Origin of the sequence: Pseudoalteromonas amylolytica, from assembly GCF_001854605.1 — a bacterium.
In the GTDB taxonomy this organism is placed as follows: Bacteria; Pseudomonadota; Gammaproteobacteria; order Enterobacterales; family Alteromonadaceae; genus Pseudoalteromonas; species Pseudoalteromonas amylolytica.
Genome location: NZ_MKJU01000028.1, coordinates 31,098 through 50,807, shown reverse-complemented (window position 1 = coordinate 50,807; position 19,710 = coordinate 31,098). Strand labels below are relative to the sequence as shown.

Sequence of the window (19,710 nt, the reverse complement as noted above, 5' to 3'; positions counted from 1 at the left end):
AAAATTAAAAAATATTAGCGTTAGTTTTTTTACCAAGCTGGTAGTTTTAGTTTCTTTAGGCTAACCGCAACCACGCTAGGTTAATGCTATTTGTGCAAGGTTACAAGCACTTGATTTACCCCATTAGGATCACTAGACTTGGCGCCTATTTTCTTACATGAGATGTTGTCATGCGCGTAGCTGATTTTAGTTTTGAACTTCCCGATGAATTAATTGCTCGTCACCCCAAAAAAGAACGTTCAAGTAGTCGTTTATTGGCGCTCGATGGGGATAGCGGCGAAATTTCACATAAGGTCTTTACTGATATTTTGGAGATGCTGCAACCCAATGACATCATGATCTTCAATAATACTAAAGTTATCCCCGCACGTATGTTTGGACAAAAGTCTACGGGCGGAAAAGTTGAGGTATTAGTGGAGCGAGTACTTGATGAACATAGAGTGCTGGCACATATTCGCTCAAGTAAGTCACCAAAGGCGGGTGCAACGCTTATCTTAGAAGGCAAAGCCGAAGCAACTATGTTGGGGCGTCAAGGCGAATTGTTCGAGTTAGAGTTTAGTGCAGAGCAAGGTGTATTGAGCATTTTGGAAGAAATTGGTCATATGCCTTTGCCGCCATACATTGACAGACCCGACGAAGAAGAAGACAAGCAACGCTACCAAACCGTATACAATGAGAAGCCAGGCGCTGTTGCTGCGCCAACGGCCGGTCTACATTTTGATGAAAAGCTATTACAACAGATCAAAGACAAAGGTGTAGAAACCGCATTTATCACGCTACATGTTGGCGCAGGTACTTTTCAGCCTGTGAGAGTTGATTCGGTTGATGAGCATGTGATGCACTCTGAATACATTGAGGTGCCAGAATCGGTTGTTGAAGCAATTGCAGCAGCGAAGGCTAAAGGTGGTCGAGTCATTGCAGTTGGAACCACATCAGTGCGTTCTTTAGAGTCTGCCGCCAAAGTGCATGGTGGAGAACTACAAGCGTTTACTGGAGACACGGATATTTTTATCTATCCAGGGTATGAGTTCAAAGTTGTGGATGCCATGGTGACAAACTTTCACCTACCTGAGTCCACCTTGATTATGTTGGTCAGTGCCTTTGCCGGTCAAACCCATATTATGAATGCATACCACCAAGCGATTGAGCAGCGTTATCGTTTTTTCAGTTATGGTGATGCGATGTTTTTAACGAAACACACTCGTTCATAAACAAAGCCCAGCATTAGCTGGGTTTTTTGTCTCTATTCACTGGGTTTTATTGGGCGTGTACTTTAAAACACAAATTTTGACCCAATAATTAGAATTGCTTTGTCAAACAAGGTAGAATTGGGCGGTTTTTTTCACCTGTTTGCTAACCTAACTTGCTGTTAGCAACTATTAACAGTTGGACTGTTTTTCCGACTTTGAGGTAACAATGAAATTTGAATTAGATCGTACCGATGGTAAAGCCCGTCGTGGTCGCTTGATTTTTGAAAGAGGTGTTGTTGAGACGCCTGCATTTATGCCTGTGGGAACCTATGGCACGGTAAAAGGCATGACACCCGATGAGTTAAAGGGCACTGGTGCACAAATTTGCTTGGGTAACACTTTCCATCTGATGCTGCGTCCTGGCACTGAGATCATCAAACAACACGGTGATCTGCATGATTTTATGAATTGGGATAAACCTATTTTAACTGATTCTGGCGGTTTTCAGGTATTCAGTCTTGGCGCGATGCGTAAAATCACAGAAGAAGGAGTGCTGTTTAAGTCTCCAGTAAACGGTGAAAAAATCATGCTATCACCAGAGAAGGCAATGCAGGTTCAGTGCGATTTGGGGTCAGATATCGTGATGATTTTTGACGAATGTACGCCTTATCCTGCAACTGAAAAAGAAGCTCGAGATTCAATGGAGTTGTCACTTCGCTGGGCTAAGCGTTCCAAAGAAGGTCATGGTGATAATCCTGCAGCGTTATTCGGGATTATCCAAGGTGGTATGTACCCAGAGTTACGTGCAGAATCGCAAAAAGGCCTCGAAGAAATAGGCTTTGACGGTTATGCATTAGGCGGTCTTTCTGTGGGCGAACCAAAAGAAGACATGATCCGCATTCTTGACCATTGTGCTTACAAAATGCCAGAAGACAAGCCTCGTTATTTGATGGGTGTTGGTAAACCTGAAGACTTGGTTGAGGCTGTTCGCCGTGGCATTGATATGTTTGACTGTGTAATGCCAACACGTAATGCGCGAAATGGTCATTTGTTTATTACCGGAGGAGTGGTTAAAATCCGTAACGCTGTACATAAAACAGATACAGGGCCGCTGGATCCTGAATGTGATTGTCATACGTGCGAAAATTACTCTCGTGCCTATTTACATCATTTAGACAAGTGTAATGAAATTTTAGGGGCACGACTCAACACAATCCATAATCTACGTTATTATCAGCGTGTTATGGAAGGGCTGCGTAATGCTATCAGTGAAGGCCAGTTAGACGCTTTTGTACAAGATTTTTATGCTCGCCGCGGACAAGAAGTGCCGCCGTTGGCCGAAACTAAATAGAATTGAATATAAAATTTAAAGAGGAAGTGTTATGAGTTTGTTTATCTCTAGTGCGCATGCAAGTACAGCTGGTGCTGCACCAGCAGGTGGTGGCATGGAAATGCTGATTATGCTGGGTATTTTTGGTTTGGTATTTTATTTCTTAATTTACCGTCCACAAGCCAAGCGAGTGAAAGAACACAAAAATCTAATGAGTGCTTTGGGAAAGGGTGATGAAGTACTCACTCAAGGTGGCCTAGTTGGTAAAATTACCAAGGTTGCTGATGACAAAGACTTTGTGGTTATCGCTTTGAACGATCAAGCTGAAGTGACAGTACAGAAATCAGCGATATCTGCAGTACTACCAAAAGGTACGATGAAGTCGTTATAAGAAAATAAGAATAAAAATAAAGGGATAGTCCAGTGTTAAATAAGTATCCAATGTGGAAATACTTGCTGGTACTTGCTGTGTTGGCGGTAGGTATTTTATATGCCTCGCCTAACTTGTATGGCCGAGACCCGGCCATACAAGTATCTGGCACTAAGGGTGCAAGTGCCGACCTCAGCGTACTTGATCAAGTTAACAACACACTTGCTCAGAACGACATCACAGTAAAGTCATCAGTGCTTGAAAATGGCCAAGTGCTTGTACGTTTTAAAAACGTTGAGCAGCAGCTTAAAGCTCAAGACTTGCTACGTGGCTCGTTAAGTGAAGATTACATCTCAGCAATCAATATGAGCCCAGCGCAGCCGGAGTGGTTAAAGAACTTGGGTGGTAACCCAATGAAGCTAGGTCTGGATTTGAGCGGTGGGGTGCACTTTACCATGGAAGTAGACATGGTAACGGCGCTTGATAATGCGTTAGAAACCATGGAACAAGACTTCAAGAGCGATTTACGTGGTGAGAAGTTACGTTATCGCTCAGTGCGTCGTGTTGCTGGCAGCGAACGTCTGCAAGTGATTATGCGTAATGATGAGGACAAAGATGCGGCGGAGCGTTTCTTAACCAGTCGCTACCCACTATACAATTTTGTGGATGACAGTAGTAATGATCTTGCGTTTTATGTGAGTCTAAGTGACCAAAAGCTTAAAGAAATTCGTGATTACGCAATCAAACAAAACGAAACGATTATTCGTAACCGTATCAACCAACTTGGTGTAGCAGAACCAAATGTTCAGCGTCAGGGTGCAGAGCGTATTATTGTTCAGCTTCCGGGTGTACAGGACACAGCGCGTGCCAAAGAGATTTTAGGTGCGACAGCAACGCTGGAATTCCGCGAAGTGGATGAAAATGCGGATGTACGTTCAGCCGCTGCGGGTCGTATACCGCCAGGTACTGAGGTGATCAATCACAAAGATGGCTATCCAGTCGTTTTGAAAAAGCGTGTGATCTTAGAAGGTAGTCATATCACAGGTGCACAATCTGGTATGGATGAATACCAGCGCCCGCAAGTGAGTATTAACCTTGATAGTAAAGGTGGCGCAAAAATGAATGCGTTCACTAAGCGTGCTATTGGTAAACGTATGGCAACGGTATTTATCGAATACAAGCCATCAGGTAAAAAAGACGCCAATGGTAAAGCGCTACCGCCTATCAAAGTTGAAGAAGTTATTAACGTGGCAACCATTCAAGCCCGCCTCAATAACTCATTCCGTATCACTGGCATTGATAACCCAGCAGAAGCACACAACTTAAGTCTATTGCTACGCGCAGGTGCGTTGGTTGCACCAATTCAAATTGTTGAAGAGCGTACAGTTGGCCCAAGCTTAGGTCAGGAAAATATCGAAGCTGGTATGACCGCTGTGGTGTTAGGTTTTGCGTTTGTACTGGCATTTATGTTGATTTATTACAAAGGCTTTGGTCTGGTAGCAAACCTTGCGCTAGCAGCTAACTTGGTATTAATCGTTGGGGTGATGTCAATGATCCCTGGTGCGACGCTAACATTGCCAGGTATTGCGGGTATTGTATTAACAGTAGGTATGGCAGTTGATGCTAACGTGCTGATCTTTGAGCGTATTCGTGAGGAGCTTTTGGATGGACGCAGCCCACAGCAAGCGGTTCACCATGGTTATGATAGCGCTTTTAGTACGATTTTTGATGCCAATATCACCACGCTAATTGCAGCGATTATCCTGTTCTCAGTGGGCACCGGTCCGATTGCAGGTTTCGCCGTAACGCTCGCAATTGGTATTATCACTTCTATGTTTACAGCCATTGTTGGTACCCGAGCGGTGATCAACCTATGCATTGGCGGTAAGCGTATAGATAAGCTTTCAATCTAAGGAGACGGGTAATGCAATTATTAAAGTTAAAAGGCACTATCCGCTTCATGTCAGCACGCAAGTTGTCGATGGCACTGTCAGCGTTTTTGATAGTAGCGTCGATTGCTTCTATGGCAATTAGAGGGTTGAATTTTGGTCTAGATTTTACCGGTGGTACGGCCGTTGAAGTGGGTTTTTCACAACCGGCTGATCTGAACAAGATTCGCGATGTGTTAGCTGAGAACGGATTTTCGGATGCTTCCGTGCAGTTGTTTGGTACGAGTAAAGAAGTGTTGGTTCGTCTAGCACCACGTGGTGATGATGTTAAAGCAGAGGTGATTGGCAATCAGTTGATCACGGCGCTTAAGCAAGCGGACAGCAGCGTTGAAATGCGCCGTATTGAATTCGTGGGCCCAAGCGTGGGTGAAGACCTAAAAGAGCAGGGCGGGTTGGCCATGCTTACAGCGCTGATCTGTATCTTAATCTACGTAGCATTTCGCTTTGAATGGCGCTTTGCTATAGGTGCTGTAGCTGCTTTGTTCCACGATGTGATCTTAACTATGGGTCTGTTTTCAATACTTAACTTAGAATTTGACTTAACCATATTAGCGGCAATTTTGGCGGTAATAGGGTACTCGTTGAATGATACTATCGTGGTATCTGACCGCATTCGTGAGAACTTTAGAAAGGTGCGTATCGATGATACTCTAGAGATCATCAATATCTCTCTAACTCAAACACTTAACCGTACTTTAGTGACTTCAATTACCACTATTTTGGTATTGATTGCACTGTTTGTATGGGGTGGCCAGACTATTCACGGTTTTGCGACAGCCCTGTTGTTTGGTGTTTTTATTGGTACTTATTCTTCAGTTTATGTTGCCAGCTCGGTTGCTGTGGCAATGGGCGTGAGCAAAGAGGATCTAATACCAGTAGAAGTTGAAAAAGAAGGCGCTGATCTCGACGCAATGCCTTAATCTCTTTGGGTGAAAAAAGCCGCTTCAAGCGGCTTTTTTTATGAGTAGAAGCGAGGGTATTTTATGTATAAAAAGATAATTGTCTTGTTGTTGTGCGCTTTAGCTTTTGGCTGTGGTGAGCAGAAACTCAATACGGTTGAGCGAGATAGCACATCACAACAGTTACACACTTTTATGGATTTGCTGAGTGCATTTGAGCAGCAGGCTCAGCAGCTATTGACATCATTACAAATAGGTTCAGATGTGAGTGTTATCAAAGCTCACAGCGATACACTAAGCTTTCAAGCACAAACAATCTTGGCTTTATTTGTTGAGCAACAACCGCAATGTAGTGACTATGTTGCGAGGCTCTTGCCCCTGTCAAATTCACTGCAATCTTTGCCGTATGAATCGATACGCTCACAATTGAAGCAAAATGAACAGTTGTCGCAATTTGAGTCTGCGATTTGCTATCACGTGAAAGACTTATTGATGCAGCCTATCATGCTATCAGCATGGGCCAATGAGGAAGGGTTAAAGGAAACCGAATACCAGTTGGCCAGCGAGAGTATAGTAGAATTGATTGCGCATTTATCTCTCGTACAAACCATTACCATGGAACAGGCACACTCACCAGATTACAGTTAGTGAGTGTGCATTAAAATTACCTATATAGTGGATTCCAAGCGCAGGTCTTGTAACCATTCTTTTCAAAGTAGAAGTTCCAACAATTAGTGTCGTAATTGCTATTACCAACATCAATACGGTAACCGCTGATATACCAATTATGCAATGAAATGAAACGGCCATTGCTCAGTAATGAGAAATGTACGTGTGGACCTGTAGAGCTGCCACCTTGACACAGTGCCTGATTGCGATTGTTCGCATATCTGCCAAGCCATGCTCCTGAGGAGATCACATCACCAGTTTGATACTGAAGGTTGTCCATGTGATAGTACTGAGTTGCATAGCCACTTGAGTGAGTCACACGTATATTACATGATGAATAGCGGGTGACTGTACCACCGTGAGAGGCTTGTACCCAAGGCGTGTTACTGCCCCAACCACCCGAGCCATTGTTAAAGTCGAGCGAAGAATACGGATACCCTGACCCCGTATTTGAATGAGCCCCGCCACTATACCAAGCATAGCCAGATGGCCAAGGCAGTTGCATACTGAATGCTGCTTGTGCTTGGAAGTTCGATGGTTTGGCCGTTTTGACTTGCGAGTCAGCGTGCAACTGGAGTGAGTCACCGTCAAACAGTTGGTTATATTGAGCAATGATCTTAGACACGCCGTTTGGTTGTTTTTGCAACAAGCTGATAAGTGCAACGGTAGCCGCATTGGTTGAAGGTGCATCTTGTACATTGAGTTTTTCACTTAGCTCAAGGTATGCGTAATAGCGCTTACTCAGCATCAGTGCAATGTCTTCAATTTGGTTGTTAAACCCAGTGCGAGAAGAAAGCGTTGCAAAGGGGGCGTTTAGGTTTTGCTTGGTTGGTGCACTGATAACCTGACTTTGTTGTTCCATCAGTGCGATTAACAGTTTAGGGTTAATACTACTGTAACCAGCCCAATGCAGGATAACCTCTTTTTTGTCTGCGAGATGAGGTGCATAGCTGAGAAAAAAGCTATCCCAATCGTAACTTTGTAGTGTGTTATTAAATAAGAAACTTTGCTCATCGATGAGTTGAATTGAGTATGTTGGAAGTGCTGCAAGTTCTGGTCCGCTGAAACTAAAGTCATTTACATGACTATCTTGTCCTTGCGCCACAACAGTGCCTGAGGCACTCAGAGCACTCAATAATAGTAAAGTTGATGTATTTTTCATGTTGTATCCCTTTTGTTCAATTGCTTTTTAACAATACTGTGATTGTATATTATTTGTAAATAAATTGTTTTATTTTTGAGCTGTTGCTTGTTTGGTTTTTGTGCTGAATTGTTTACAGATACAGTGGTCTAGTTTTCTTGATTGTTGCATCAGTGGCTAATGGCGCGGAATAAAGGACAGGAATGAGTATGCTGGATAAAACTCGCACACGAATTAACTAACTATATAGTACAAAAGGTATTTCTATAAATAGCAATAATTTATCTATCGTGACCAGAAGTTCATATATGACGAAAAAATTCATTGATAGTGTCGCAAAGTCTACTACAGGTCTAACAAGGTAGTTGAACTATATAAAAATAGGGCTTTAAGCGTGTTGTTTAAGGCTCTAACGGGCATATTATTTGTAACTAAACGAGTTGCTCTTCTTCTAGCAATCAATCACTTCCGAGAATTTATTTGAAAAACGGACAAAACTTGCCAATTGTTTATTTATTGTCTAATTGTTTAAGAGTCGTGTAGTTGACTTGCGATTCATTTCGCATGGTTAGACAGTCATCCAAATAATAATAATGGTTATTCATCGTTTGGCCTAGGCAGCAAATGGATAACGCAGGAGACGTCAAATGAGCAAATACCTATCGTTAGTGAGTGCTTTATTGCTTGCTAATCCGTTAGTCACCTATGGCAATAGCGCATTTAATATGCGTGAGGGTGTTACTGATATCAGCCAGAATGTTTATCAGCTCCATATGACCATATTCTTGATCTGCTGTGCGATCGGAGTGGTTGTATTTGCTGTGATGTTTTGGGCGATGATACATCACCGTAAGTCAAAAGGGGCGCAACCCGCACAGTTCCATGAGAGCACAAAAGTTGAGATTCTTTGGACTGCGATTCCTTTTCTAATTCTTGTTGTAATGGCCATTCCGGCAACAAAAACACTGATAGCGATGGAAGATGTCAGTAAAGCGGATTTGACCATTAAAGTGACTGGTTCACAATGGAAGTGGCACTATGAATATATGGGCCATGACGTTGATTTTTATTCTATTTTGTCCACGCCAATGGAACAAATCAATGACCAAGAAGCGAAAACCGAAAACTACCTATTAGAGGTAGATAAACCTCTCATCATTCCCACAGATAGAAAAGTACGATTTTTAATGACCTCTGACGATGTCATTCACTCTTGGTGGGTGCCTGATTTTGCTGTCAAAAAAGACGCTAATCCTGGGTTTATCAATGAAGCTTGGACGCGAGTGAATGAGGCTGGTATATATCGCGGGCAATGCGCCGAATTATGCGGTAAAGATCACGGTTTTATGCCCGTTGTAGTCGATGCTCGCCCCCCCGAAGAATTTGATAGTTGGCTCCAACAAGCGAAGCAACAAAAGTTAGATGAAGCTGCAGCAAGTGCGGCATTGTTGGATCAAACTCTTAGTAAAGAAGAGTTGATGGAAACGGGTGAAAAAGTGTACATGGCGTATTGTGCTGCTTGTCACCAACCAACAGGCATGGGGCTTCCCGGTGTATTCCCTAAACTTAAGGACAGCCCAATCGTAATGGGTGATGTTAAAGATCATATCGACATCATTTTGCATGGTAAACCAGGCACGGCAATGCAGGCATTTGCCAAGCAGCTATCAATTAAAGAAATTGCGGGTGTTGTCACCTTTAAGCGTAACAGCTGGGGGAACGATTTAGATCAGGTAATACAACCTAGCGAAGTACAAGCGCGCATAGATGCGAATAAGGAGGCCAGCCAATGAGTACGGTAGCAGAGTCACATAACAGCCATCACGAACATCATGGCGCAAAGGGTATAAAGCGCTGGTTATACACAACAAACCACAAAGATATCGGCACGCTGTATTTAATTTTTTCACTGACCATGTTTCTGATTGGTGGGGCTATGGCGATGGTGATCCGCGCTGAACTTTTTCAGCCAGGTTTGCAGTTAGTTGACCCACATTTCTTTAACCAAATGACGACTGTACATGGCTTAATCATGGTTTTTGGTGCGGTGATGCCAGCCTTTACGGGACTTGCAAACTGGATGGTACCGATGATGATTGGCGCACCAGATATGGCGCTACCTAGAATGAACAACTGGAGCTTTTGGATACTGCCATTTGCGTTCGCGATTCTATTGTTATCATTATTCATGGAAGGTGGTGGTCCTGCGTTTGGGTGGACTTTCTATGCGCCGTTATCTACGACTTATAGTAATGATAATACCGCCCTGTTTGTGTTCGCGGTGCACATTATGGGTATAAGTTCCATCATGGGGGCTATCAATGTCATCGTCACCATAGTGAATCTGAGAGCACCAGGGATGACGTGGATGAAATTACCATTGTTTGTTTGGACGTGGTTAATCACCGCATTCTTGCTGATTGCTGTGATGCCGGTACTTGCAGGTGCAGTGACGATGGTACTGACCGACAAATATTTTGGTACTAGCTTCTTCGATGCGGCAGGTGGTGGTGATCCCGTGATGTTCCAGCATATATTTTGGTTCTTTGGACACCCAGAAGTATACATCATGATATTACCTGCATTTGGTATCATTTCGACCATAATACCTACCTTTTCGCGTAAGAAGCTATTTGGTTACGCTTCAATGGTGTATGCCACTTCCTCCATTGCGCTATTATCTTTCATCGTGTGGGCGCATCACATGTTCACCACAGGGATGCCACTGGCAGGCGAATTATTCTTTATGTACGCCACAATGCTAATTTCGGTGCCGACGGGTGTGAAGGTATTTAACTGGGTTGCGACGATGTGGCGCGGATCAATTAGCTTTGAAGTACCGATGCTATTTGCTATTGCCTTTATCGTGTTATTTACCCTAGGAGGCTTTTCGGGACTGATGTTGGCTATCACCCCGGCTGATTTCCAATATCATGACACATATTTCGTGGTGGCACACTTTCACTACGTGTTAGTTACTGGTGCTATCTTCTCCATTATGGCTGCAGCGTACTACTGGCTCCCCAAGTGGACAGGTCATATGTATAACATCACGCTGGCAAAGTGGCACTTCTGGTTATCTCTGGTGAGTGTCAATGTGTTGTTCTTCCCTATGCACTTTGTGGGTTTGGCTGGTATGCCGAGACGGATCCCTGATTACGCGCTGCAATTTGCGGATTTTAACGCGATTATCAGTATTGGTGGCTTTGCCTTTGGTTTATCACAACTATTATTTGTGCTGGTGGTTTATAAGTGTGCAAAAGGTGGTGAGTCAGTGCCTGATAAAGTTTGGGATGGGGCAGAGGGTCTAGAGTGGGAAGTACCATCACCTGCACCTTACCACACGTTTTCAACACCGCCAGAGGTGAAGTAATGGCACACAGTGGCTTGTTAAAAAAATTGACACTGGTGGTCATTGGCATGTTTGCCTTTGCATTCGCCTTAGTGCCTTTATACGACGTGTTTTGTGATGTAACAGGACTCAACGGCAAGCCATCACTTGAAGTCGCCAATGCAAGTCAGAATGTGGTTAGCAACAGAAGCGTCGATGTGAGCTTTACAACACATAGCCAGCAAAGCGCGCCGTTTGAGGTCAAATCCCATCAGTACAGCGTTAACGTCAAGCCAGGAGAAATGGCTGAGGTTAAATTTAGTGCGAAGAATATGAGTTCTCAAGCACGCGTTATGCAGGCAGTACCTTCAGTAAGCCCAGGAAAGGCAGCCAAATACTTACATAAAATGGCTTGCTTTTGTTTCGATCAGCAAGCATTTGAGGCGAATCAGGAAGTTGAATTTACGTTAGTGTTTTACGTTGATACAGAGCTTCCAGAAGAAATTAAAGAGCTTACCCTGTCGTATACCGTATTTGATATTAGCGAATCCACCGCTCATACCACGGTAGAGGCTAAGCATCAGGCAGGTTAGGAGATCATCATGGAAAAATATGAGAATTATTATGTACCAGAGCAAAGCCATTGGCCGATTATAGGCGCGGTGGCAATGTTCTTAATTGCTGCGGGGGCGGGCTTAACCGTGATGCAGCTTTCTAGTGAAGCCAGTAGTGGTCAGTATGTGCTGTATGCCGGGCTGGGTATACTTTTTTATATGCTTTATGGTTGGATTAAAAACGTCATACACGAATCGCAGACTGGTTTGTACTCGAAGCAAATGGACCGCTCATTTAGGCAAGGCATGAGCTGGTTTATATTTTCGGAAGTGATGTTCTTTTGTGCGTTTTTTGGTGCGCTGTTTTATGCGCGAGTATTGTCTGTTCCGTGGCTAGGTGGTGAGGGCAATAATGCCATGACCAATGAAGTGCTTTGGCCTGCTTTTGAAGCGGTTTGGCCATTGCTTTCAACTCCTGCAGGAGAGACCACTCAGGCTATGGGGTGGCAAGGTTTACCACTTATCAATACGCTGATTTTACTTAGCTCATCGGTCACAATTCATTTTGCACATGCTGCCATTGAAAAAGATCAACGTAGCAAAGTGAAACTGTTTTTGAGTGCTACTGTGTTGTTGGGTTGTATCTTCTTAGCCTTGCAAGTACTCGAATATATCCACGCCTATCAAGACCTTGATTTGACCCTACAAGCTGGCATCTATGGCAACACTTTCTTTATGTTGACGGGGTTCCATGGTATGCACGTTACGCTAGGAACCGTGTTGTTACTGATAGTGTTGATACGTATTTTTAAAGGACATTTAGACGCTAAGCAACATTTTGCGTTTCAGGCTGCAGCTTGGTACTGGCACTTTGTAGATGTTGTTTGGTTGTGTCTGTTTGTATTTGTATATGTGTTGTAAGCGTTGGGGTGCGGTTAAGTTTAATCGCACCCAATTGAGCTGCGACGATGATTATCAATAAAGCGATAGCGGAGAATATGACACGGCGACCCAAATAGAAAGACATCGGCTTGCCATCACTGGGGTTTTTCAGCATCAGAAATAGAGCTCTAAATAAGTTAAAAATAATAAAAAGCAGTAAAAGAATAATAATAAATTTAATAAGCATAGTGAGTCCTTATGCAACAAATAGTTAAGCTCAAGTCTAGTTCAGTTATTACGTTGGTGTTAGTCACAATCGTAATATGTATTTGCTTAGCTCTGGCAGTATGGCAGTGGCAAAGAGCGCAAGATAAAGCGCACTTACTGGCACAGCAGGAGAAACAAGTTAACTTAACGGCAGAGCAAGTGTTAGCGTTACCTGCACAGCAAAGCAATGGCCTGTTAACTACAATAAGCGGTCGGTTTTTACCGCCTTTTGTGTGGTTTTTAGATAACCAAATATTAAACGGTCAAGTGGGGTTTGATGTACTCGCATTATTTGCTTTAAATGGTTATAACCAAAAGAGAGTGCTCGTAAACTTAGGGTTTATTCAATCTCTTAGCAAGCGCCAGACACCAAGCATTTCTTTGCCAGAGCACCAGCTCTCGTTGCAAGTACTCATAAAGTCAGAAAATTTAGCAGGTTTTACCCTTGCATCTGAAGCCAGTATGGACCCCACACAGCCAGAGTTGCTGCAATACATAGATATCGGCTTTCTTGCCAAGCAAACCGATGAACAAATTTTTCCACTGGTGGCGTATCAACAATCAAACAACCCCATTATTGCCAGTCCTCATTACACACATGTGGTTATGCCACCAGAAAAGCATAAAGCCTATGCACTGCAGTGGTTATTAATCGCTGTGGCGGCAGCTGTGGTGGCTTACTTTGCGATAAAAAAAGGAGCGCATGAATGATCTCAAAACCTTTAGGTGTGTTTATTGGTTGCTGCGTCGTGCCTTTAGCACTGGCCTATGCGGCGGTTAAGCTGGAGTGGTTACCAGAGCATACAACGAATCACGGGCAATTTTTGCAATCAGAATTGCGAGTGCCCAGTTGGCATGTACAAAACAATGAATTGTGGACCATTGCTATTAATGCGCCGGACGCCTGTTTAGAAGCATGTGAGAAGCAATTGAATGCACTGCAAAATTTATATACCGCGCTTGGTAAGCATCAAAAACATGTCGGCCTTGCTGTACTCAATCGTAGTCAAGAAGTAGCAGCAATAGATCAATATCAAAGCTATCAATTAGCAGAGACTTTGCCTGCTGCACATCTTTATTTAATAGACCATCGTGGTCTTATGGTATTGCAATATCAGTATTTTCAAGACGATGAAAAGAATCGGCTTGAACACAAAGGTCTACTAAAAGACTTAAAGAAACTGTTGAAATATGCGCGTAGTAGCTAAGGAGTACACATGAGTAAGGGATATAAGTTACTTATTTTGGCGGCATGTACGCTCGCTTTATTGGTCGTGTCATTAGGAGCGTATACGCGCCTAAGTAATGCTGGTTTAGGCTGTCCAGATTGGCCTGGGTGCTATGGTTTTCTAACCGTGCCCAATGAGTCTCACGAGTTGACCATAGTTGAAAAGAATTTTCCAAATGCCCAAGTTGAGCCTAAAAAAGCTTGGATTGAAATGGTACACCGTTATTTTGCGTCGCTGCTGGGGTTGATGATAGTTGCATTGTGTATAGTGGCTTTTAGACAGCGCACAAATAAAAATCATAAGCAGGTAGTTGTTCCTTTTAAACACGCGCTACTTTTGATGGCGATGGTGCTGTTTCAAGGTTTGCTTGGTATGTGGACGGTTACGATGAATCTTCAACCGTTTGTTGTGATGGGTCATTTATTGGGAGGCTTTACTATTTTAGCCTTGTTGGTATTGATGTATTTGCGTGTTCATCAGCCAGCTGATGTTACCGCACCATCCATCACAGGACATTTCCTGCTCGCCATTATAGGCCTAGTTGTGTTAGTGATCCAGATTGCACTGGGTGGGTGGGTTGCCGCAAATTATGCTGCGCCGCATTGTTCAGGACTCCCAGTATGCAGCAATATCGAACTTTTCTCACTCGAAAGTTTGTTTCATTTACCGATAGGTCAAAGCAATTACGAATTTGGAGTTTTACCGTTTGAAACGCGATTGTCTATCCACTTTATACATCGTATTTGGGCGATGGTCACAGCGCTGACCCTTATCTGGGTTGGTTGGAAAATATATAGAGCAGAGCTAAGCTCTAAGATAAGAAGCGCTGTTATTTTAGTGTCTTGTGTGCTTTTTGCTCAGCTTTTCCTTGGCGGGTTGATAGTCCACCTTCAGTTTCCGTTACTTCTCACTCTATTTCACAACGTGATGGCTGCGTTACTACTGCTGAGCATGGTTAGATTGTGCTTTTTACTAGCAGCCAAACAAGGAGCTACAATATGACCGTATTAGAATTATCTCAAAAGTGGCACTTGGCTTCAAAACTGACTCTGAGTAATTATCTAGAGATCTGTAAGATAAAAGTTGTGCTTATGCTGGTGCTGACTGCATGGATAGGTATTGCGTTAGCACCAGATATGCAGCGTGGTTGGCTCGCGCAAATCATGAGTTTATTGGGAATTGGTTTACTATCAGCTTCTGCAGCTGCAGTGAATCATGTGGTAGATAGAGAAATAGATAAAAAGATGGCTCGTACGCGTCATCGCCCAATTGCAACCTCGCAGCTTAGCATCAGCTCAGCCCTGATATTTGCTTTCGTCATTGCTGTGATTGGCTGCGTATTGTTGCTGATTTGGAGTAACCTATTGTGCACTTTATTGACGCTTGGTGCGCTTGTTGGATATGCAGTGGTATATACCTTATTTCTTAAGCGGGCTACACCGCAAAATATTGTGATCGGCGGGCTTGCTGGAGCGATGCCGCCATTGCTAGGCTGGGTGAGTGAAACAGGAACTTTAAGTGCACCGCCATGGCTATTAGTGATGATCATTTTTACATGGACTCCGCCACACTTTTGGGCATTAGCGATTGCCCGCAAAAATGATTACCAAAGAGCTAATATCCCAATGTTGCCAGTCACTCATGGTGTTGCATTTACTAAACTTTGTATCATCGCGTACAGCATATTGTTAGCCATAGTATGTATGCTGCCGTATTTGATTGGGATGTCAGGGTGGATCTATTTGCTGTCAGCTGCGGTACTCAATTTGTTATTTATCGGCAAAAGTATCAATTTATATTTACACCAATGTGAGCAACGCGCTATGGCGCTTTTCCGTTTTTCTATCAGTTATTTACTGTTACTATTCGTCGCATTATTTATCGATAAATGGTGGATGTAATGAGGGGCTGGTGGGCTGCATTATTAATGTTATTGGTATCATGCTCAGAACCGAACGAGGTGTCTGAGCATACGCTTCATTATAAACAAGCAAAAGCACTATCGAGCTTTGAGTTATATGATCAAAATAATGACTTGGTTACTGAACAAGCTTTATTAGGGCAGTGGACCTTAGTTTTTCTCGGTTATACTCACTGTCCTGACATTTGCCCCATGACACTGGCAAAACTAACCAATGTCTATGAGCAACTAAGGGACGTTTATCCTATCAATGTTTGGTTTGTCTCCGTTGACCCGAAAAGGGATGATGCTCAGAAGCGCAAAGCTTACATTAACTATTTTAATGACCATTTTAAGGCATTGAGTAACGACCATGCCCAACTGTTTCCATTAGTGAGAAACTTGGGATTAATCTACGCTATCAATAACAGTGACAGTAATGACTATTATGTTGACCATAGCGCTTCTGTTGCATTGATCAACCCTAAAGGAGAACTGAGTGCAATTTTTAAAGCACAGTTTCTCCCCAATGAAGTCCCATTGATAAATGGTGAACTTATCGTTGAGGATTTTAAAATAGTTTCTTCGCAATATACAGAGTAATTGATGGTGGCGTATGGCCACCGAATACTTTTCCTAACACCTTCATTAATTTGTCTTTCTTGTCGCAAGTTTTATGGCTTTTTTGTGATCTACGTCTAAGCTAAATTTATGAGTACTTAAATCAGAACTGTGTCCACGCATGTTAAAACTTCCTTCAGAATTAGCTGTTAGTCAGGTCGAAGAGCTGCATCAGCATTTGCTTCAAGAGCTAGAGACTGATCAGGATGTATGTGTCGATGTATCTGAAGTAAGCCGTATAGATACAGCATCAATCCAGTTGCTTTGTTCGTTGCAAAAGCACCTTTTTACAGTCAGCCACAAGATAATATGGTATGGGCAGAGCCAAGCTCTTTCCCACGCTGTGGAAGAACTTGGTTTAACGGATTTTTTAGCTTTGAATGGTACAAATTAAGGGGTTGGTATGAAGAAAATTTTGGCAGTAGATGATTCAGCATCAATGAGACAAATGGTTGGCTTTACGCTTAAGAAAGCAGGGTTTGATGTAACAGAAGCACGCGATGGTAGTGAAGCACTCAGTATTGCAAAACAACAGGGCTTTGATGCCGTGATCTCAGATGTGAACATGCCGATCATGGATGGTATCACGTTGATTAGAGAGCTACGCAATTTACCTAACTATAAATTTACGCCTTTATTAATGCTGACTACTGAATCAGGTTTGGATAAAAAAACAGAGGGTAAAGCAGCAGGCGCGACAGGTTGGATAGTAAAGCCGTTTAATCCCGAGCAGTTATTAGCGGTGTTAAAAAAAGTAATTCGCTAATCTGAGGAGCTGGGTTTATGAGCATCGATCTGAGCCAGTTTTTTGAAGTATTTTTTGAAGAGAGTTTTGAAGGTTTGGACGCCATGGAGTCCGAGCTGGTAAATATAGAACCAGGCACTGAAGATAAAGAGACAATCAATACCATTTTTAGGGCTGCTCATTCTATTAAAGGGGGCAGTGGCACTTTTGGCTTCACGTCTGTTTCTGACTTTACTCATGTACTTGAAACCCTTTTAGATCAAATCCGTGATGGTCAGCGTGAGTTGACTACTGAGTATGTAAATTTATTACTCAAATCAGTGGACTGCTTACGCACACTGCTTAGGGCGCTACAAGCTGAAGAAACCCCTGATCTCGAAGAAGCAAATGAACTGCGGGGTAAGTTTGAAGCGATTCTCGGTATGGAAAGTACTGCTGAACCTACTGGCTCATCGGACGCTGTCACAGAAGTAGCTAAAAATACATATCAAATCGACTTCAAACCTAAGCCACACCTGTTTAAAACGGGTAATGAGCCACTGTTTATGATAAGTGAGCTTGGTGAGCTTGGCGAGATTGAAACACAAGCCTTTTACGATGCCGTTCCAGATATTCATCAATTGCATCCTGATGAGTGTTTTTTAAGTTGGCGATTTTTTTTAACAACTGATAAAGAACAAAGCGCCATTGAGGAGATATTTGAGTGGGTTGAAGATGATGCCGAAATTACGATAAATGTGTGTGGTGGGATTTTTGAAGATGCAGCAGCACTATCTGAAGAAAATGAGCCGCTATCAGTACAAAAAACAGCAACTCAAGCGCTAGTATCACCTGCGGGTAACAAAGAACTCGCAAAAAAGGTTGAGAGTAAAAAGAGTACCGACTCTTCTACATCTAATTCGATCCGTGTCGGTATCGACAAAGTTGATTCGTTGATCAACATGGTGGGCGAGTTAGTGATCACTCAAGCTATGTTGAGCCAGATTGGAGAGCAGGAAATCACTGAGTCGACAATCACAGCTTTACAAGAAGGGCTAGCACAGCTGGCGCATAACACTCGAGATTTACAAGAAAATGTAATGCGGATCAGGATGCTGCCAATTAGCTTTGTATTCAGCCGGTTTCCCCGTCTAGTGAGAGATATTTCTCAAAAGCTAAACAAGCAGGTGGAATTAAAGTTACTTGGAGAGCAAACCGAGCTAGATAAAACTGTAATGGAGAAAATATCTGATCCCATGGTGCATTTAGTTCGTAACTCTTTAGATCATGGTTTGGAGATCCCCGAACGGCGGATAGCGGCAGGAAAAGACCCTGTTGGCACTGTAACGCTCAATGCGTTTCATCAGGGAGGCAATATTGTGATCGAAATTATGGATGATGGTCAGGGTTTGAACACCGAGAGAATTCGCCAAAAAGCGATTGACAATGGGCTTATTCAAGCACACGAAGAACTTAGCAGCGATGAAGTCAATGAATTGATATTTATGCCAGGTTTTTCAACAGCAGATGAAGTGAGCGATATCTCAGGAAGAGGTGTGGGTATGGATGTTGTCAGGCGAAACATTCAAGCTTTGAACGGCTCCGTTGAGGTGTCATCAGCTCCTGGTGTTGGTTCAACTTTCACTATTCGTTTACCGCTAACATTGGCTATCCTAGATGGTCAGCTTGTCCAAGTTGCACAACACACATACATCATTCCACTCATATCGATCGTTGAATCGCTACAAATAGACATCAGTAAAGTGAGTCGAGTAGGTAAAGATCTCGACGTGCTTCGGCTCAGAGATGAGTATATTCCGATCTTACGTTTATATGACATCTTTGATCATCAAGGCGCGATTGAAGAGCTTGATAAAACATTGTTGGTAGTTGTGGAAAGTGATAATCACAAAGTGGGCTTATTGGTAGATGATTTGCTGGCACAGCAACAGGTTGTGATTAAGAGCCTTGAAGCTAATTATCAAAAAGTCGATGGTATTTCGGGGGCCACAATATTAGGAGATGGCCGAGTTTCATTGATAGTTGATATATCTGGCTTGATAAAACTAAGTGGGTTAAAGCGTCCAGGTTCACAAGAGTTGCTAGTGGAACAACATGGAACTGAGGTGGCTTAATGAGTGAGCAAAAGGATTTAAATCATCAGCTAAACTTGAGAAAACAGCAAGATGAGAATCAATATTTAACATTCATGATGGCTGATGAAGAGTATGGTTTGGATATTTTAGCCGTTCAGGAAATTCGTGGTTGGGAAGATGTAACAGCCATCCCAAATGCCCCTGATTTTGTAAAGGGAGCAATAAATTTACGTGGCACAATCGTACCAATTATAGATTTAAGATTGAGGTTCGGAATACCGAGTATTAGCTATGGTCCTTTGACGGTAGTTATTGTTGTTTCAGTGCAAATAAGGGAGCAACAAAAGGTGATGGGGCTGGTAGTAGATGCTGTGTCAGATGTGTATAGCATTTCGCAGGAAAAAGCAAAAGATGTACCGGATTTTCAAGATTCAGATAACGGACAATACGTACACGGACTCGTTAATGTGGGTGAAAAAATGGTTGTATTGCTTAACTTAGCAAAAGTATTAGACCTGAACTCAAAACAAGTAGCGCAAAGTTAGGAATAACGGAAAA

21 protein-coding genes are annotated in these 19,710 nt (G+C 42.9%); 19 read left to right on the top strand and 2 right to left on the bottom strand.

The window, feature by feature from the left end:
- The first annotated feature begins 170 nt into the window (after positions 1-170).
- The 6 genes from queA (at position 171) to BET10_RS13830 (ending at position 6,386) form a co-directional block, all read left to right on the top strand.
- Complete coding sequence (queA, locus tag BET10_RS13855) at positions 171-1,211, top strand: tRNA preQ1(34) S-adenosylmethionine ribosyltransferase-isomerase QueA (protein ID WP_070986194.1); 1,041 nt, start codon at positions 171-173, stop codon at positions 1,209-1,211.
- A gap of 205 nt (positions 1,212-1,416) precedes the next feature.
- Positions 1,417-2,541, top strand: a complete 1,125-nt coding sequence (gene tgt, locus BET10_RS13850) for a tRNA guanosine(34) transglycosylase Tgt (RefSeq protein ID WP_070986193.1) — start codon at positions 1,417-1,419, stop codon at positions 2,539-2,541.
- Between the two features lie 31 nt (positions 2,542-2,572).
- Entirely contained in the window at positions 2,573-2,911 is a 339-nt protein-coding gene (gene yajC, locus BET10_RS13845) for a preprotein translocase subunit YajC (RefSeq protein WP_070986192.1), read from the top strand.
- Positions 2,912-2,943: 32 nt separating this feature from the next.
- Positions 2,944-4,803 carry a protein translocase subunit SecD gene (gene secD, locus BET10_RS13840; RefSeq protein ID WP_070986191.1) on the top strand — a complete coding sequence of 620 codons (1,860 nt, stop codon included), beginning with the start codon at positions 2,944-2,946 and terminating at the stop codon, positions 4,801-4,803.
- An 11-nt stretch (positions 4,804-4,814) separates the two neighbouring features.
- Positions 4,815-5,759, top strand: a complete 945-nt coding sequence (gene secF, locus BET10_RS13835; RefSeq protein ID WP_070986190.1) for a protein translocase subunit SecF — start codon at positions 4,815-4,817, stop codon at positions 5,757-5,759.
- 63 nt (positions 5,760-5,822) lie between these two features.
- Positions 5,823-6,386, top strand: a complete 564-nt coding sequence (locus BET10_RS13830; RefSeq protein ID WP_070986189.1) for a hypothetical protein — start codon at positions 5,823-5,825, stop codon at positions 6,384-6,386.
- 16 nt (positions 6,387-6,402) lie between these two features.
- On the opposite strand, the gene BET10_RS13825 is transcribed toward BET10_RS13830, so the two are convergent.
- Complete coding sequence (locus tag BET10_RS13825) at positions 6,403-7,569, bottom strand: M23 family metallopeptidase (protein WP_070986188.1); 1,167 nt, start codon at positions 7,567-7,569, stop codon at positions 6,403-6,405.
- A gap of 626 nt (positions 7,570-8,195) precedes the next feature.
- Here BET10_RS13825 and coxB point away from each other — a divergent pair.
- Genes coxB through BET10_RS13805 form a run of 4 tightly spaced genes read left to right on the top strand, consistent with a single transcriptional unit; the run spans position 8,196 to position 12,354 of the window.
- Positions 8,196-9,341, top strand: a complete 1,146-nt coding sequence (coxB, locus tag BET10_RS13820; RefSeq protein WP_070986187.1) for a cytochrome c oxidase subunit II — start codon at positions 8,196-8,198, stop codon at positions 9,339-9,341.
- On the top strand, positions 9,338-10,921 hold the full coding sequence (gene ctaD, locus BET10_RS13815) for a cytochrome c oxidase subunit I (protein WP_070986186.1): 1,584 nt from the start codon (positions 9,338-9,340) through the stop codon (positions 10,919-10,921). Before coxB ends, ctaD begins: the two co-directional genes overlap by 4 nt.
- Positions 10,921-11,472 (top strand): cytochrome c oxidase assembly protein, encoded by a 552-nt coding sequence (locus BET10_RS13810; RefSeq protein ID WP_070986185.1) that lies wholly within the window; start codon positions 10,921-10,923, stop codon positions 11,470-11,472. The genes ctaD and BET10_RS13810 overlap by 1 nt, the downstream gene beginning before the upstream one ends.
- Positions 11,473-11,478: 6 nt before the next feature.
- Positions 11,479-12,354: a cytochrome c oxidase subunit 3 gene (locus tag BET10_RS13805; RefSeq protein WP_070986184.1), complete on the top strand. Its 876-nt coding sequence runs from the start codon at positions 11,479-11,481 to the stop codon at positions 12,352-12,354.
- Here the strand turns inward: BET10_RS13805 and BET10_RS22030 are convergent.
- Positions 12,260-12,562, bottom strand: a complete 303-nt coding sequence (locus tag BET10_RS22030) for a DUF2909 family protein (protein WP_083330558.1) — start codon at positions 12,560-12,562, stop codon at positions 12,260-12,262. The two genes, BET10_RS13805 and BET10_RS22030, sit on opposite strands and share 95 nt — an antisense overlap.
- A gap of 11 nt (positions 12,563-12,573) precedes the next feature.
- Between BET10_RS22030 and BET10_RS13800 the strand changes: the two genes are divergently transcribed.
- The 9 genes from BET10_RS13800 (at position 12,574) to BET10_RS13760 (ending at position 19,697) form a co-directional block, all read left to right on the top strand.
- The gene (locus BET10_RS13800) at positions 12,574-13,293 is read left to right on the top strand and encodes an SURF1 family protein (RefSeq protein WP_070986183.1); all 720 of its coding nucleotides are present in this window, start codon (positions 12,574-12,576) and stop codon (positions 13,291-13,293) included.
- Positions 13,290-13,790 (top strand): transmembrane cytochrome oxidase associated protein, encoded by a 501-nt coding sequence (locus BET10_RS13795; RefSeq protein ID WP_070986182.1) that lies wholly within the window; start codon positions 13,290-13,292, stop codon positions 13,788-13,790. The genes BET10_RS13800 and BET10_RS13795 overlap by 4 nt, the downstream gene beginning before the upstream one ends.
- Before the next feature lie 9 nt (positions 13,791-13,799).
- Positions 13,800-14,813 carry a COX15/CtaA family protein gene (locus tag BET10_RS13790; protein WP_070986181.1) on the top strand — a complete coding sequence of 338 codons (1,014 nt, stop codon included), beginning with the start codon at positions 13,800-13,802 and terminating at the stop codon, positions 14,811-14,813.
- Positions 14,810-15,712, top strand: a complete 903-nt coding sequence (gene cyoE / locus BET10_RS13785; RefSeq protein WP_070986180.1) for a heme o synthase — start codon at positions 14,810-14,812, stop codon at positions 15,710-15,712. Before BET10_RS13790 ends, cyoE begins: the two co-directional genes overlap by 4 nt.
- A complete protein-coding gene (locus BET10_RS13780; RefSeq protein WP_070986179.1) occupies positions 15,712-16,314 on the top strand; it encodes an SCO family protein in 603 nt (200 codons plus the stop codon). Before cyoE ends, BET10_RS13780 begins: the two co-directional genes overlap by 1 nt.
- 139 nt (positions 16,315-16,453) lie before the next feature.
- Complete coding sequence (locus BET10_RS13775) at positions 16,454-16,726, top strand: STAS domain-containing protein (protein ID WP_070986178.1); 273 nt, start codon at positions 16,454-16,456, stop codon at positions 16,724-16,726.
- Between the two features lie 9 nt (positions 16,727-16,735).
- A complete protein-coding gene (locus BET10_RS13770) occupies positions 16,736-17,098 on the top strand; it encodes a response regulator (RefSeq protein ID WP_070986177.1) in 363 nt (120 codons plus the stop codon).
- A 17-nt stretch (positions 17,099-17,115) separates the two neighbouring features.
- Positions 17,116-19,191, top strand: a complete 2,076-nt coding sequence (locus BET10_RS13765; RefSeq protein ID WP_070986176.1) for a chemotaxis protein CheA — start codon at positions 17,116-17,118, stop codon at positions 19,189-19,191.
- Entirely contained in the window at positions 19,191-19,697 is a 507-nt protein-coding gene (locus BET10_RS13760) for a chemotaxis protein CheW (protein ID WP_070986175.1), read from the top strand. The genes BET10_RS13765 and BET10_RS13760 overlap by 1 nt, the downstream gene beginning before the upstream one ends.
- The last annotated feature ends 13 nt before the right edge of the window (positions 19,698-19,710 follow it).